The organism is Jannaschia sp. L-14R (assembly GCF_056857695.1).
Map to the genome: position 1 here is coordinate 1 of NZ_JBSXNP010000003.1, position 15,303 is coordinate 15,303.

The 15,303-nt window shown below is 60.2% G+C and carries 13 protein-coding genes; all 13 read right to left on the minus strand.

The features are described from left to right. Positions 1-557: 557 nt before the first annotated feature. Positions 558-1,646, minus strand: a complete 1,089-nt coding sequence (locus tag AC13C2_RS00120) for a flagellar basal body P-ring protein FlgI (RefSeq protein WP_482885542.1) — start codon at positions 1,644-1,646, stop codon at positions 558-560. Between the two features lie 92 nt (positions 1,647-1,738). Next, on the minus strand, positions 1,739-2,740 hold the full coding sequence (locus tag AC13C2_RS00125) for a flagellin (protein ID WP_482885543.1): 1,002 nt from the start codon (positions 2,738-2,740) through the stop codon (positions 1,739-1,741). Position 2,741: 1 nt separating this feature from the next. Beyond that, positions 2,742-4,187, minus strand: a complete 1,446-nt coding sequence (locus tag AC13C2_RS00130; RefSeq protein ID WP_482885544.1) for a FlgK family flagellar hook-associated protein — start codon at positions 4,185-4,187, stop codon at positions 2,742-2,744. 27 nt (positions 4,188-4,214) lie between these two features. Further along, entirely contained in the window at positions 4,215-5,516 is a 1,302-nt protein-coding gene (locus tag AC13C2_RS00135; RefSeq protein WP_092758873.1) for a flagellar hook protein FlgE, read from the minus strand. A 122-nt stretch (positions 5,517-5,638) separates the two neighbouring features. Continuing rightward, a complete protein-coding gene (locus AC13C2_RS00140) occupies positions 5,639-6,445 on the minus strand; it encodes a flagellar motor protein MotB (protein ID WP_092758875.1) in 807 nt (268 codons plus the stop codon). Positions 6,446-6,501: 56 nt separating this feature from the next. Continuing rightward, positions 6,502-7,044, minus strand: coding sequence for a pyridoxamine 5'-phosphate oxidase family protein (locus tag AC13C2_RS00145; RefSeq protein ID WP_424338144.1), 543 nt, complete (start codon positions 7,042-7,044; stop codon positions 6,502-6,504). Beyond that, on the minus strand, positions 7,037-8,053 hold the full coding sequence (locus AC13C2_RS00150; RefSeq protein WP_482885545.1) for a lipocalin-like domain-containing protein: 1,017 nt from the start codon (positions 8,051-8,053) through the stop codon (positions 7,037-7,039). Before AC13C2_RS00150 ends, AC13C2_RS00145 begins: the two co-directional genes overlap by 8 nt. Beyond that, positions 8,043-10,418, minus strand: coding sequence for an ABC transporter permease (locus AC13C2_RS00155; protein WP_482885546.1), 2,376 nt, complete (start codon positions 10,416-10,418; stop codon positions 8,043-8,045). The genes AC13C2_RS00150 and AC13C2_RS00155 overlap by 11 nt, the downstream gene beginning before the upstream one ends. Before the next feature lie 9 nt (positions 10,419-10,427). Further along, positions 10,428-11,081, minus strand: a complete 654-nt coding sequence (locus AC13C2_RS00160; RefSeq protein WP_092758883.1) for an ABC transporter ATP-binding protein — start codon at positions 11,079-11,081, stop codon at positions 10,428-10,430. Positions 11,082-11,165: 84 nt separating this feature from the next. Further along, the gene (locus tag AC13C2_RS00165; protein ID WP_092758885.1) at positions 11,166-11,897 is read right to left on the minus strand and encodes a proteasome-type protease; all 732 of its coding nucleotides are present in this window, start codon (positions 11,895-11,897) and stop codon (positions 11,166-11,168) included. Between the two features lie 125 nt (positions 11,898-12,022). After that, complete coding sequence (locus AC13C2_RS00170) at positions 12,023-12,844, minus strand: transglutaminase family protein (RefSeq protein WP_482885547.1); 822 nt, start codon at positions 12,842-12,844, stop codon at positions 12,023-12,025. Next, positions 12,841-13,782, minus strand: coding sequence for an alpha-E domain-containing protein (locus tag AC13C2_RS00175; RefSeq protein WP_339642213.1), 942 nt, complete (start codon positions 13,780-13,782; stop codon positions 12,841-12,843). The genes AC13C2_RS00170 and AC13C2_RS00175 overlap by 4 nt, the downstream gene beginning before the upstream one ends. A gap of 75 nt (positions 13,783-13,857) precedes the next feature. After that, entirely contained in the window at positions 13,858-15,285 is a 1,428-nt protein-coding gene (locus tag AC13C2_RS00180; RefSeq protein WP_482885548.1) for a circularly permuted type 2 ATP-grasp protein, read from the minus strand. Positions 15,286-15,303 lie beyond the last annotated feature (18 nt).

Genomic DNA, 15,303 nt, shown 5'->3' on the forward strand with positions numbered 1-15,303 from the left:
CCCCGCGATCGAAGCTTGCGATCGCTGTATTGCTGCTCTGACGGCGTACGTGGTCGTGGCGCTGCCGTGACGAACTTGTCCCATAGTGCTTCCTTCCAGTCCATCGAATGGATCGCACCATCAAACCGTGGGATCAAACACTTAAGCCGCGGTGCGATCCTGCGCTTACAATGCAACTGTTCGCGATGATGAAAAGAGACGGGGCTGGCTCGCTAGAAAACATGGTCAAACCACACAAGGTTCAGACGCCATACGCCCCCGTCAGCAGCTTCGGCCAAGGCCGCTGACGGGGGGGCAACATAGCAAAGCCGAGATACAGAAGGCTCAAATTGCCGAACATGTTGCAGCGAGTAAAAGTGTTCAAGCCACAGTCATGGCCATGAATTGTGCTCCTTCAATGCAACTTTGTATTGGAAAGTAAGTTGCCTAAAAAATCCATTCCAGACGGTGCCGTAACGGCAAACAGCTTGTGCGGGCCGATCTATCAACCGCCTCGGGTGAGACAATTAAATCTTTGATATTTAAGACTTAACTGTGCTCAGGAGTACCAGGACATTCTATCGAACCACGAATTCCGCATGCAGTGCTCCGGCGGCCTTGATACTTTTTAGGATATCAATCATGTCGCGGGCAGAAACTCCCAGTGCATTCAATCCCGCGATCACATCCGACAAGGTCGTACCGCCCTGAACCAGTGCAAGCCCGGGCCCCGGCTCTTCTTGCAGCGCGACCCCGGTGCGCGGGACCACAACAGTCTGGCCTTCCGCGAACGGATTAGGTTGTACCACAATGGGTGCCTCCTCAATGCGCAGTGTCAGATTGTTCTGCGACACGGCGACTTCAGAAATTCGCACAGTGCTGCCCATGACGATAGTGCCTGAGGCCTGATCAACGACGACCCGAGCACGTTGTTCTGGAGTTATCGTGACGTTTTCGATTGCACTCAGCGCATGTGCCGGAGAAGCCTTTCCAGTAAGCCCGATATCCAGCAGAATCGTTCCGGCATCCAGCATGCGCGCAACATCGCGACCGGTTTCGCGATTGATGGCAGTTTCAATTCGCAGTGCCGTCGTGAAATCCGGACTTCGCAAGGCAAGGCGGATCTGCGTCATCGATGAGAAATCGAAATCTACCTCGCGCTCGACGCGTGCGCCAGCCGGAACGACGCCTGCCGTAGGCACGCCTTCGACCACGCTCGCCGCGTCACCCGTAGCAGAAACCCCGCCCGCAATGATCGTACCTTGCGCCACCGCATAGATTTCGCCATCCGCCGCTGTGAGTGGCGTCATAACCAATGTCCCCCCCAGAAGACTTTCAGCATCTCCGATAGCAGACACGGTTACATCAATACGTCCCCCGCTCCGGGAGAATGGTGGAAGGGCGGCAGTCACTATAACAGCCGCAACATTTCGGGGCCGGAACTGTTCCCCGGTCACATTCACACCCAAACGCTCCAGAATATTCGTCATGATCTCTTCTGTGAAAGGAGCGTTCCTTAATCCATCACCGGTGCCATTCAGTCCAACCACCAGACCATATCCAACCAGATCGTTGCCACGGACTCCGTCGAATTCCACCAGATCCTTGATTCGGATTGACTGTGCAGCGATAGGCGAAGTGGTCACGATCAATCCAAGGATAAACACGACTATGACAGATGATGTGTATACTATGGTTAGTCTGCCGATAGCGCGACAAAACGATGTTGACTGCATTAGAAGAAGTCTCAATTGTCGGATCACCGCAGATAATCCGTCAGCCGCAGATTTGCCCGTCGCGCCGTAACTGAATAGATCGTCTCCAGCCGCGTCATTTCAGCCTGAACCTTTGCAGCCGTCTGGAACGGATCAGCTCCCACGGCTTCTGATTTGCGAGCTTCCAGCTTGGCACGTTCCGTGCCCAAGGTATCAAGGAATCGGGATACACGAGCTTGCACCCCACCCAATTCGGCTTGCGTAGACACCAGACCGCTCACAACCATGGACGCGCGAACCGGAAGCTCGCGAGACAACGTCTTTCGCGCAGTATCATCTATTTCGAACCCCGCATCAGGTAGGGACGCAATCAAAGCAGTCTGTTTCAATGCGTCCCGGATGGACATGTCGCCAGCGGCGACCGGTATCGAGAGAGACATTCCTCCGCCCAATGGAAAGACGGTTGGATCCGCTGGATAGGCCGAGAGGACATTTGTCTCGAACCCGCCGCCGGTAGCAAAGTAATCATCGAATGCTTGGAGCAGTTCAGACACATCAGTTGCTGACGTCGCCAGCGCAATGGTTTCAGCGACCAAGGCGTCAATATCGACCGGAGGACGCCCGGACGGGTCTCCATTTGCAAAGACTGCGCGTCCACCCAGTTTGTAACCAATGGCGACGGCGATATCGGTCAAGGCACCACTCGCAGTCGCGGCAATCGCATCGACCTGCCCGGAGCCGCCTGGTACGAGTGCAGATGTCAAACCTTCTGTCACTCGGCTTCCGATCGACTGGATCGACGACATCGCAGTTTGCACAGAGTCCAGCCATGTCCCCGCACGACTCAATGCGCCTTGCCGCGCGTCTTGAGTCCGTAAGGCGTGGGAAATACGCGAGAATATCGAAAAGTCGCTGCTCAAAGCCCGTCCGATGTCTGCAAACCGACCGCTTGCAAGCTCTTCCGTCAACACATCCAGACGAGCACGGGTATCTGCCGACAGGTCGCGCGGCGCAATCAGAGGTGTGAATGTCGTCTTGTTAAGCATATCAGATCTCCGTCAGGCGGTTCATCATGTCGCTTACAGCCTGAACGATCCGCGCATTGGCTGCATACGCTTGTTCAATTTCAACAAGGCGACGCATTTCGGTGTCGATATCGACTTGGCCACCATCGCGTCCAGCATCCAGGCCCTCTGTGCTGATCATGCTGAATGCTACGCGGTCGTCCATCGCAAGACGTTCACTTGAAACTATAGATTTCAATGATGCGGCATGGCCCGCCAAGCTTGCGGTTATACCCGGCAAGCCACTACTGGATGGCTGTGCTTGCTTGGAAAGTGTCGCACCATAGCGCAGGATGAGGGAGGCATCCGCACCTGTGCCCTCTGCGATTGCCCCAAGACCGTCACGTAAGCGCCACAAGTCACCACCGGCATCAGGTAATATACGTTCATTGACCTCCAGACGACCAGCTAGACCTGGGCCCGGAACAGCCGCAATCACGGTGCCCCGGTCTGTAAACAGGCCTGAGTCGCCGACCATCCGCGTCGTGTCGACATCTGCGGCTTCGAACCGTTCGATCAAATCGGCTGCCAATCCATCCAGCCGCGACGTCGCCTGTGGCGCAACATCGTCCCTTATTTTAAATAATGCCTCGAGAGCACCGCCTGGAATTCCGCTGGGCGTCCCGGTTGTGCCCACATCTCGGCCGTTCACACGCAGCCCGGACAACTGGGTCGGTGCTGACATTTCAGCCGTGATCGGTGCGCGCGTGTCGAAGCCCAGTGTCGCAGGCCGACCGTCCAGCAGAAGAAGTCCACCCTTGGAGACAAGGGCAACCGCACCATCGTCCCGAGCCAGTTCGCGCACCGGTACCTGAGCGGAAATACGATCTATCAGAAGCGCCCGCTGATCTTGAAGATCGGCGGCATCGTTGCCCTCTGAGCTAAGACGCCGAATGTCAGTGTTTAGCCGTGCTACGTCTGCGAGATCACTGTTCAACTGCGCGACGACGCGTCCAATGTCTTTATCTGCGGATTGGCGCTCGTCCTGGATGACGGCATCCAGCGTGTTTATCAGTGCTACAAGATCTGTTGCGGCATTGGCAATTTCCGTCATTCCAACAACAGATCGGGGATCGGCGGCAGCAGTGACGAATGCAGCGTCGAGGCGGGCTATTTGATCTGAAAGACTTCCCGACTGATCAGGGTCCCCGATGCCAGAATCTAATCGTGCGTAGAACGTTTGCAGGACTTCTTCGCCAGCTTGTCGGGATTGTGCCTCCCTCCGCATCAGCACCAGCCTGGGATCAGAGTCGCGCGAAATCATGACAAACGATCCAGGTACGCCCACGCCCGGTCCACCCATGTCGATGCTGCGGCGGGCATATCCGGCGCGGTCCGCATTCGCGACATTGCGTGCCACGACATCAGCCCGGCGCGAGCTGAGGTCCAAGCCGGCGACCGCAATATTGAGCGAGGAAGAGAGACTCATATCGAAACTCCTGTTCGGGAAGCACAATCAGCGCTTGATGTTAGTCGTTTCCTGCAACATCTCGTCGACAGTCTGGATAACCTTCGCATTCGAATTGTAGGCTCGTTGCGTCTGGATGAGCTGCGTCAGCTCAGAAGCGACGTCGGTAGCGCTTTCCTCGCGCGAGAAGCCGATCACATCGCCGACCGGGCCGTCGCCGGCGTTCCAGAGATAGAACGCGCCGCTGTCGGACGAGACCTGGTAAGTCTGATTCGCCAGAGGCTTGAGTCCGTTCGGGTTCGGAACATCGACAATCGGGATCTGATAGAGCGTCTTGGTGAACCCGCTGTCGTAAATGGCCGAGAGCATGCCCAGCGCATCAACTTCGATCGATGCAAGATTGCCCACCGGAGAGCCGTTTTTGGTGATCGACAGCGGTGCAAAGGTGTCCGATAACTGAGACAGGCCACGCGCTTCCAGCGGGCGCCCGATGTCCAGTTCCAACGCTCCACTCTGTGCACCGACGGTGATCAGACCTGTACCCGCGTCATAAGCGCCTACAGAACCTGTCGTGACACTGGAAATCGTGCCGCCATAGTCGCGTGTATCATCGAATTGCACGGTGAATTCGCCGACCAGCAGACCGCCCTGAGCCGCATCATTGACCTGAATGGTCCATTCGTTGCTGGATCCGCTGGCCGGGATTGTCGGAACGAAGGTGATATCCAGGTTCTGCGCCTGACCGAGATTACCGAAATATTCGAGCGCCATCGTACGCGATCCGCCGCTTGAATCGAAAGACGTATCGGTCGCCGGCAGGTTCACACCGAGAGAAATTCTCGTCGTGGCATCCCCCTCGAACTGATTGGCATCGACTCGCACGGGCATCAAGCCGCCCATGGTGTCACGTGCATAGCTTGGAATTCCGCCATCCTGATTTGCAGGCCAGCCCAATAAAGCCTGGCCGCTGGCCGTGCGAAGGATACCGTTGGCATCGGCGCGAAATGATCCCGTTGACGTCATTCGCAGCGGGAGATCACTGGATCCCGACGCCACCGCCGTGATCGGTGTCACCGGCAACATGCCCCGGCCCGTAACCGAAAGATCGGTAGGATTGTTCGTTGTGATCAGCGTGCCGCGCTGTTCTACGGCGCGACCGGTGGTAACGCGCACCCCGCCCGCAGAATAAGCACCGCGACTTTGATCCAAAACGAGGGAATGGAAGTCCGCCGTCGATCGCTTATACCCAAACGTGGCCGAATTCGCGATGTTATCGGAGATGGTAGCCAGGCGGCTGGCGTTCACATTCAAGCCCGTGACACCTGCATTGAGGGAAGAGGAAATCGTCATCGGCGGTCCTTTCGGTATCTCGGTTTGGTAGCGACATTGAGTCGTCTTCGCCCGACCATGGCGGACGAAGTCTTAAGGGCCTGCTAATGGCAGTGGCTTTTGTTCGTCATAGCCGCCGTCATTTATCGTCTCGGCGCCACCCGGTCGCGTAGGATAATGATTTCAATACGATTGTTACGGCTGGACAGCGGATCGGAGGCGACCGGCCGACGGTCGGCATGCCCGGTTACACGCACGACCCGCGCATCGGACACCCCTGCAACGGGCAAAAGGCGACGCACGGCATCAGCGCGACCATTCGACATCCGCCAGACCTGTGGCCGTCGTGTGACGACCGGCTCGGCGGCAATGAACGACGCAATGGCAATGGCGTTGGGACGGGCGCGAAGCTGACCCCCTACCGACCGGATCAACTTGCGTAAAAGTGGCGTCGGGGCAACGCCCTCGAACAGGGGTGAGCTGGGCAGGTCGAAAAACTCGATTACCAGTCCTTCGTCGCTCAGCCGCACGGAAACGTGGCGCAACATCTCTTCGTCAAGCAGACTGTCGCCGCCTTTACCAAAGATCGCGGCCTCAACCGCCATCAGCTCGGCATCTTCGACGGTCGTGCCATTAGCTTCGGACGAGGTGATGCCGCCCCGACCCAATTGCACCTGACTGGCATCGGCAGACATCGACCGTCCGCCCAACGCGCCTTCCCCACCGCCGGATACGCGGCTGACGGCTATGGTCGGGCTAAAATAGTCGGCAAGCCCCTTGCGTTGCTTGTCGGTCGTCGCATTGAGCAGCCACATCAGCATGAAGAACGCCATCATCGCGGTCACGAAATCTGCATAGGCCACTTTCCAAGCGCCGCCATGATGACCACCCGCGATCACTTTCTTGCGCTTGACAATGATTGGTCTTTTGTTGTCGTCCTTGTCGGCCATCCTCATACCTCCGCCAGTCTGGTCTAGGGGCAAGAGATGAAGAATCTGTTAGCGGTTCAGGGTGCGACCCAACGGCCAACCGTGCCCGTGAAGACCGCACGACGGTGTGGGTCATGGGAGAGCGATACGGCGTCGATCACGCGAACACACCCCGATAATACAATAAAGCGTTCGATTTCTGGCGTGCGGGTCACATCTTCCGGCGCATCGACCGTATCGCCGGGGGCGGGGTCGGTGCCATAGTTCAGGCGGGATGACGGTGGCACCGTAGACCAGCGGGCGGGATCTGCGGGCAGGAGTGTCATCGTCAGCGTCAGCCGCACCTGGAGCTGCGCTGCGGCATCCCATAACAGGAGCGCGGCTCTTGGATCGCGGGACAACGCACGAACCTTGGCGGTGCGCAGGTCGGAATGAACCTCGACGGTACCCGCATCCCGGTCCGCCGCCCGCAACCCGACCGTCCGCGCCTCGGGTCCATCGGTACCGATCGTCGCCAGAGTGACAAATCGGAACGGGTCGTCCGACACCCGCGCGCCACGGGCGAGACGGCCCCACACGTGCGTCAACAGATCATCCAACTGTCCGAACGGGTCACTCATAACCCGTCATCTCCAGATATCCGGTCGCGGTATGGGTTCCGGTAGCCGTGACCGGACCTTCCCAATAGGGAAAGAGCGTGGCCTGCCAACTGTCTGGGTTCACCGCATCAACCGTCAAATCGATGTCCCGATCCGGCAGGGCCAGCCGCCAGCGCACGGGCACGTTGCGCCCTGCGACCGTCGCAGTCTCCAGCGGCTCTGCGATCAGAGCATCGCCATAGTAGGGCGACATCGTGCCATCCGCTGCAATGTAGGAGGCATAATGAAACCCTTCCCCGCCGCGCAGCGAAAACGCCATCAGCCGCGCGCCGTCGTCCAGGTACAGTGAGAACCAGTCCCATCCCTCCTGATCGGCCTCCAGCGGTTGCGACGACCACTCCCTGTCCAGCCAGCCCTTGCCGGTCACGGACACCGGCCCGTCGGGCAGGTCGAGCGTTCCGGTCACGTCGTAGAACGGTTGCGAATAGTAGTAGCTGGCCTGCCCCGAGGCGGACTTGACCGAAAAGCCACCGACGCCGTGAAACACCAGCGGCCCCTGTGCCGTCAGATCCAGCGCATAGCCGACTTCGCCGTTTGACGCCCGCAAGGTCAGCGCATCCAGATCGTCGCCCGCCATCGACCAGTCGTCGATCCAGGCCTCGAAAGGTGCGGGCGTCACACCGGCCTGCCCGACATCGCCGCGTGCGAACCGCTCGCCGGTGTAATGCGCATCCGGCGTCGTCAGGCCGAAATGTCCCATCCAGACCTGAGGCCCCGTGGGCGTCAGGGCCGAACGGAACAATGTCCATTGCACACCGTATTGTTGTCCGTCCGCGTCCTGCACCGACGCCGTCAGATACCACCATTCAATGCGATAATCATCATGTGCGCCTAGGTCGGCAGGAAAATCGAATGTTGGATTTGGTGTCGGAAGGGCAAATCCATCCGCTGCCTGCCCCAGTCCGGCGAAGCCTTGCGCGTGTAGAGGCAAGGCCAGCCACAGAGCCGCGATCAGAGCCCTAACGTTCATGCGCGAATACCTTTACAAGATCGGCGGGCGCCATTCGCCACAGCCGCCACGCCGGAAGTACTGCCGCCAGCCCCGCTGCGACCATCGACCAGATCGCCAGTGTCAACCAACCGGCTGGATCGGGCAAAAGCGGCAGGCGCCAGCCGAAAGCCTGCACATTGACGACCGCCAGAAGCACCCATGCAAGCGCGATGCCTGTCGGAATGGCCAGAACCGCCGTGAACGCCGCCAGCAACAGCGCGCGTCCCAAATCGGCGAGTGCGATCCGCGACCGGGTCATGCCAAGCGCCCAGACCGGCGCGACCTGCGGCACCCGCATCGCTCCCAGCGTCGTCAAAGACGCCCAGAGCGCAAAGGCCGCCACGCCCAGCGTCAGCACATTCAGCGAAGCGGTGACGGCGAAGGTCTGCTCGAAAACATTGAGCGAAAACGCCTTGATTCCGGCCTGATCCTCGATCCGGCGAGGCGGCAGGTCGAACCGTTCGGTCAGGTCGCGGGCCAGGGCGGGAACGTCCGCAGGATCAAGTCGCAGGCCGAAGGTGGTCGTCACGGCCTCGGGAAAAGTCTGGCGAAACAGCGTGTCGGTCAGGATCGCCTGACCGAGCGGATTACCATAGTCCGAATAGACACCCAGAACCTGTTGTCGCCCCGCGCGCCCCAGATCGACTTCTGCCCCGGCCCACAGACCCGTACGGCGAGCCAGTTGTTCGTTGATCAGCGCACCCTCTCCAGTCGCAAGCCTGTCCCAGACGCCCGGCACTGCATCCAGAAGGGGCCAGTTGTCGCGGAAAGTCGGATGATCGACTTGCCCGAAGACGTCGCCCGTGGCGCCCTCCAGCACCGTCTCCGCCGATGCTACAGGCAGTACGGCATCAACCTTGTCGATGACATAGGCCTGCATCTCCGCCGCTTCTTCTGCATCATTGGCATAAAGATACAGCTCAGATGCCAGCCGCTGATCCAGCCATCCGGTGAAGGTCGCGCGAAAACTGCCGACCATTGTGCTCACGCCGACATTCGCGGCAAGCGCCAGCAGCAGCGCCATCAGCGCAAGGCTCAGTCCGGGAACCTGTTGCCGCGCATCGGCCCAGAGCCATTGCGCCACGGCCCCCCTGGCCCGCGACGCGCCCACAGCCAGCACGCCGGACAGCATTGGCGGCAGCAGCAGTGCGGCCCCAAGCAACAGCGCGCCCAGACAGACAAATCCTATGACCAGTCCGTTTCCAAACAAGGCCAGAGCGCCCGCGACGATCAGCAATCCAACCCCCCCGATGCCCTGTCGCATCAATGTCGCGGCCCGCGCGCGGGCCCAGGCACGCGGCATGGCGGGGGCCAGAACCGGCAGGCGGACAAGTTGCCAGAGGCTCTGTCCGCCTGCGACAGCCAGCCCGATGCCCGCCATCGCGAACCCCGACAACCACCAGACTGGCGAAAGGGACAGGGTGTCCGCGACGCCCGCACCATACAGCCCAGACAGCGTTGCTGCGACACCTGGCAGCAGGAGCGCCGCAACAAGATAGCCCAGCAGGATGCCCAACGTCCCCGAAATCAGCGTGAAGGCCGCCAGTTCGACGGCCAGCAAGAAGGTCAACCGCCGCGCAGGCAATCCAAGCGCGCGCAGGGTCCGGAACAGGGGGCGACGCTGTTCGAATGCGAGACCGATAGCGGCGTGGACAATGAACAGGCCGACCGCGAAGGCCAACAATCCAAAGGCTGTCAGGTTCAGGTGAAAGCTGTCGGTCAATCGCGCGATATCACTGCTGCCCGTCGGCTGCACCAGCCGAGTATCCGGGAACAGATCGGTCAATGGCCTCAAATCGGGCCGCACGCCGGGCAGGACCATAAGGCGCGACACTTCCTGCGTTCCAAGAATTGCCTGCGCCGCTGCGATATCCGCGATCACCAGACCCGGAGCCAGGTCGGGCGCAATGCGCGTTTCGGGCCATCCTTCGGGCAGCGTGACATCCGGCGCGACAAACACCAGATCGCCGGTCAGGAAACCGGTCAATGCGTCTTCGGGCGACAGATCCGGTGTCGCGGCCGATGGAGGTGCGGTGAACGGGTCGATGCCCAGAAGGCGCAGATGAGTGCCGGGAACCCTGCCTTCGATCACTGGGGTCACAGGCCATCCGGCCCGCCGCGCCGTGGCGAAATCCGCCAACGTCAGCGGTCCTTCCAGGCGCGGCAGAGCATCCTGCCCCAGTGTCGCGGCGGCGCGGGCGTAGGACAGGCGCGCCTGCGCGTTGATTGCCTGCACACCGGTCCAGAGGCCCGTCGCCAGCGCCAACCCCACCACCAGCGTCAGCAATTGCAGTGGATGTCGTCGCCAATGCGCAAGCAGTGCGTCCAATGCTGCTCTATTCATGGCGCACCCTCATGTGATCCGGCCCGCGCGCAGATGAAGGCGGTCGTCCAGCATGGCGGCCAGCCGCTCCGAATGCGTCACCATCAGAAAGCCCGCGCCTGTCTCGACCGCCATGTCACGCATCAGCGCCATCATCGCATCGCCCGTCGCCTCGTCGAGGTTGCCCGTCGGCTCATCCGCCAACACCAGTCGGGGACGTGCCGCCAGCGTGCGTCCTATTGCGACCCTTTGCTGCTGCCCACCCGACAATTGTTCGGGGAACCGATGCAGGTGATCGCCCAGACCCAGCCTTTCGGCCAAAGCGAAGATATTGCCGGGGTCCCGCCCGGCAAGACGCGCATGGAATGTCAGGTTATCGGCCACATTCAGCGACGGGATCAGGTTGAACTGCTGAAACACCAGGCCGACAGTATCGCGTCGCATCGCCGCCCGCGCGCCGTCTCCCATGGCGGCAATGTCCTGGCCTTCGACCAGAATGGTGCCGCTGTCAGGTATATCTAACCCAGCCACCAGATGCAGCAGCGTGGACTTGCCCGACCCGCTTTCACCCGTCAGGGCCAGTGTCCGGCCCGCCGTCAGATCGAAGGACACGTCCCGCAGAACAGGCTGCGGGCCATCGGTGGTCTCAAAGGATTTCTCGACGGCGCGCACGGACAAAAGCATGTGCGGACGGTAGCGGAGAGGCCTGCGACTTCAACATGCAAAGCGCCGCAGGGTGCAGCCTTTGGGGCCGCTCCGGGCATTTATTCAGAGGTTAACGTCGGGCAAGCTGTCGAAGGCCTGCCGCAAGGCATCGGACCAGCCGTCCGAGACGGCGCGCCAATCCTCGTCGGTGTCCAGAATGCGCCGCGAATACCCCAGCTTCAGACTGTCGGTTTCGTAGATTTGCAGATCGAGCGGCGTTCCGACGGACAGGTTGGCGCGAATGGTCGAATCGAAGCTGACCATCAACAGCTTTACGCCCTGGGCGAAATCCATGTCGTTGTCATAAGCGCGCACCAGAATGGGACGGCCGTATTTGGTCTCACCGATCTGGAAAAACGGCGTGTCGGTCTGGGCCTCGACGAAATTCCCCTCGGGGTAGATCATATAAAGGCGCGGCGGACCGCCTTTTACCTGTCCGCCGAAGATCATCGTGGCGTTGAACGTGCTGCCGGCATTCGGACCGCCTGCCCGCTGCTGCGCGATCACGTCCTTCAAGGTCTGGCCGATCAGGCGCGCGGCCTGAAACATCGACGGCGCGCTCATCAATGATGGATCACGTTCGGAGGGCGCCAGATTACGTTCCTCCAGAAGGCTGACAACGGCTTGGGTCGTAGCCAGGTTACCGGCGGTCATCAGCATTAGCGTCCGCTCGCCCGGCTCCTCCCAGGTATAAAGTTTGCGATAGCTGGAGATGTTATCGAGGCCCGCATTGGTGCGGGTATCGGCGAGGAAGACGAGGCCGCGTTCGAGTTGCAGGCCAACGCAATAAGTCATGGGATCAGGTCCAGAATGAGGTCGCGGCTACAGGTCAGCCTTGGCAGCGATTGTGTCAAGCAATCGTGTCAAATTTCACGGAATGACGCGATTCATCGGCCACAGCTTCACCATTTTCGCAACCCTCAGGCCTCGGAAACCGTGACCTTAACGTCCATCGACTCGACACCAAGGCCCTGCCGAATACCCGAGATCGGAGCGGCGTCCGAATAATCGAGTCCGGTCGCAACCCGCACATAGCGGTCATCGGGCGAATATCCGTTCGAGATATCGAACCCGACCCAGCCCAGTCCTTCCAGATGTGCCTCGGCCCAGGCATGGGTGGCATCCTGCTCGTCGCGGTCGTTCATCCGCAGATAGCCAGAAATATAACGTGCTGGATAATCCAGCAGGCGCGCGCAGGTAACGAAGATATGCGCATGATCCTGACAGACGCCAGAACCGACGGCGATTGCATCCTCTGCGGTCTGATGCACTTCGGTGGTGCCTGTGTCATAGCCAACCGCTTCGCGGATCGCGGCGGACAGCGCATGCAGACGATCGAGAGGGTCTTCGATCTCGCGGACATCGCGGGCCAAGGCCATTGTACCGCTGCCGCGTCGCGTCAGATCGGTGGGCCGCAGGAACATCCACAGCGGCATGTAACCCCCCTGATCTCCGATAACGCCGGCCTGATCCTGCACTTCAACGATACCGTGGGCGGTGATCGTCACATCGGTCCGGCCCGAGTCTACCGACACCAGTTGCGTGGTGTTGGCGTGGGCGTCATCGAACGACACCTCGATCTGACCGCCGTCGATGTCTGTCACCCAGTCCACGACCTGCTGTCCGGGTCGGCTTTTGGGTATCAGGCGCAGTTGCTGAAGGGCGTAAGTGACCGGCTCGGACCAGCGATAGGAGGTCACATGGCGAATGGCGAGGCGGGATGTTCTGGGGGCATCCGTCATTGCGAAAACCTGTAGTCGAGTTCGATCTGCACCGCCAACTCTCCGTTCCGCTTGAGGAAGTTCTGAAGAAACTGGTGCAGGCCGTTCTCGAAAATGGTTTCGATCGTGGCGTGGTTCAGGTCCTGGCACATCGCTTCGGCCATGTCGTGGCTGGGCATTCTGATACCATAGTCGGACTCAAGATAGCCCAGGTTATCACCGATCTTGGAATAACAAAACGCCAGCGACCGCGGCATGCGGCTATCCAGTGTCAGGAATTTCGCGATGTCGGCAGGCTTGCGATTGCGTCCGTGCACCATGCGGAAGGCACCTTCGGCGGACACCGAGCGGAGGATCATTTCCCACTGGGCATTGTCGAGCGTCGATCCGACCCCGGCTGCCGATGGCAGCAGAACGTAATATTTAACATCCAGCAGACGCGCGGTGGCATCGGCCCGTTCCAGAAAAGTACCCAATCGGGCGAAGTCATAAATGTCGTTTCGCAGCATCGTACCGTGCAGCGCACCTCGCACGAAGGCCGATCGCTGCTTGATGACCCCCAAAGTGCGCGGCAGATCGCGGGGAATGACCTTGCGCGACAGTTCACTGCACAGCGTCATCCAACATTCGTTTACCGCCTCCCAGACTTCGCGGGTCAGGGCAGTGCGGACAAGGCGCGCATTCATCCGGGCACCTTCGATACAGTTCAGGATTGACGAATGATTGTCCTTGCCACGCAGAATCCAGTCGACCACCTGTTCACCCGTGACATCGTCGTGGTGCGCCTTGTAGGAAGCGGTAACTCCCGCGGTCTTGAGCACCGAAGCCCATTCGCTCTCGGCGCGATCGGGACGGGTCAGGGCTATTCGCTGACCGGTCTCGACCAGTCGTGCAAGGTTTTCCGAACGCTCCAGATAACGGAACATCCACGCCAGGCCGCCCGCGGTTTTACCCAGCATGGTCAACCTCCCGGATCAGGGACACGGAAATATCGTGCGCGGTCGGGGCGCAGCGGCTCTGGACAGGGTTTTCCATCAGTCGTCCTCCAGCACCCAGGTGTCCTTGGTGCCTCCGCCCTGGCTGGAGTTGACGACCAGCGAGCCTTTCTTGAGTGCCACGCGGGTCAGGCCGCCGGGCGTGATCTCGATTCCGTTTGGGGACATCAGAACGAAGGGGCGCAGATCGACGTGTCGCGGCGTGAGTCCGGCCTTGCTGAAAATCGGACAGGTCGAAAGCGCCAACGTCGGCTGGGCGATATAATTCGACGGGCGCGCTTCCAGCTTGGCCCGGAACTCGCGGATATCCTTTTTCGACGCCGTCGGTCCGATGAGCATACCGTAGCCGCCGGAGCCGTGGACTTCCTTGACGACCAATTCCTCGAGATTGTCGAGGACATGCGCGAGGCTGTCGGGGTCCGAGCAGCGCCAGGTCGGCACGTTTTCAAGCATCGCCTTTTCGCCGGTATAGAATTCGACGATATCGGGCATGTAGCTGTAGATCGCCTTGTCATCCGAAACCCCGGTGCCCGGCGCATTCGCAATCGTGATCCCGCCCGCCCTGTAGACGTCGAAGATACCCGGTACGCCCAACTGACTGTCGGGCCGAAAATTCAGCGGGTCCAGATAATCGTCATCGACCCGTCGATAGAGCACGTCGATGGTGCGATAGCCCTCGGTTGTCCGCATTGCCACACGCCCGTCGACAACGCGCAGGTCGTGGCCTTCAACCAGTTCCACGCCCATCTGATCGGCAAGGAAGCTGTGTTCGTAATAGGCGGAATTATGAATACCCGGCGTCAGCACGGCGACGACGGGGTCCTGATCGCACCGACGCGGCGCGGAAGCAGCAAGGCTGGAATGCAGTGACTGCGGATAGCGGCTGACGCGCTGGATACGGTTCTTTGCGAACAACTCGGGAAACATGTGCAGCATCGTCTCGCGATTTTCGAGCATGTAGCTGACGCCCGACGGCGTACGGGCATTGTCTTCGAGAACGTAGAACTGGTCGGGCCCCGTGCGAACCAGATCGACGCCGACAATATGGGTATAGATGCCGCCCGGCGGATCGACTCCGATCATCTGCTGCAGGAAGGCGTCGTTGCGGGCAATCATCTCAACCGGCAGCACGCCGGCACGGACGACCTCCTGGCGATGATAGATATCGTGCAGGAAAGCATTCAACGCGCGCACACGCTGCTCGATGCCCCTGGACAGTCTCGCCCACTCACGTGCCGCAATAATCCGGGGCACGATGTCAAAAGGGATCAAGCGTTCGCCCGCACCCGCTGCGCCATAAACATTGAAGGTGATGCCGGTCAGACGGAATACGGCTTCGGCTTCGCGGGCCTTGGCGCGCAGGTGAGCGGGATCTTCCGAAGAGAACCATGTCTCGAAGGCTTGATAGGCATCGCGCACGGATCTGTCGGATCTCAGCATCTCGTCGAAAGGGGATACATCGCTCATTCGCACAGGATGCGAGGA

Excerpts from the sequence above, each read along its gene's own strand:
- AC13C2_RS00125 (WP_482885543.1), bottom strand. The coding sequence starts at position 2,740 with ATGCTTAACAAGACGACATTCACACCTCTGATTGCGCCGCGCGACCTG.
- AC13C2_RS00130 (WP_482885544.1), bottom strand. The coding sequence starts at position 4,187 with ATGAGTCTCTCTTCCTCGCTCAATATTGCGGTCGCCGGCTTGGACCTC.
- AC13C2_RS00135 (WP_092758873.1), bottom strand. The coding sequence starts at position 5,516 with ATGACGATTTCCTCTTCCCTCAATGCAGGTGTCACGGGCTTGAATGTG.
- AC13C2_RS00140 (WP_092758875.1), bottom strand. The coding sequence starts at position 6,445 with ATGGCCGACAAGGACGACAACAAAAGACCAATCATTGTCAAGCGCAAG.
- AC13C2_RS00145 (WP_424338144.1), bottom strand. The coding sequence starts at position 7,044 with ATGAGTGACCCGTTCGGACAGTTGGATGATCTGTTGACGCACGTGTGG.
- AC13C2_RS00150 (WP_482885545.1), bottom strand. The coding sequence starts at position 8,053 with ATGAACGTTAGGGCTCTGATCGCGGCTCTGTGGCTGGCCTTGCCTCTA.
- AC13C2_RS00155 (WP_482885546.1), bottom strand. The coding sequence starts at position 10,418 with ATGAATAGAGCAGCATTGGACGCACTGCTTGCGCATTGGCGACGACAT.
- AC13C2_RS00160 (WP_092758883.1), bottom strand. The coding sequence starts at position 11,081 with ATGCTTTTGTCCGTGCGCGCCGTCGAGAAATCCTTTGAGACCACCGAT.
- AC13C2_RS00165 (WP_092758885.1), bottom strand. The coding sequence starts at position 11,897 with ATGACTTATTGCGTTGGCCTGCAACTCGAACGCGGCCTCGTCTTCCTC.
- AC13C2_RS00170 (WP_482885547.1), bottom strand. The coding sequence starts at position 12,844 with ATGACGGATGCCCCCAGAACATCCCGCCTCGCCATTCGCCATGTGACC.
- AC13C2_RS00175 (WP_339642213.1), bottom strand. The coding sequence starts at position 13,782 with ATGCTGGGTAAAACCGCGGGCGGCCTGGCGTGGATGTTCCGTTATCTG.
- AC13C2_RS00180 (WP_482885548.1), bottom strand. The coding sequence starts at position 15,285 with ATGAGCGATGTATCCCCTTTCGACGAGATGCTGAGATCCGACAGATCC.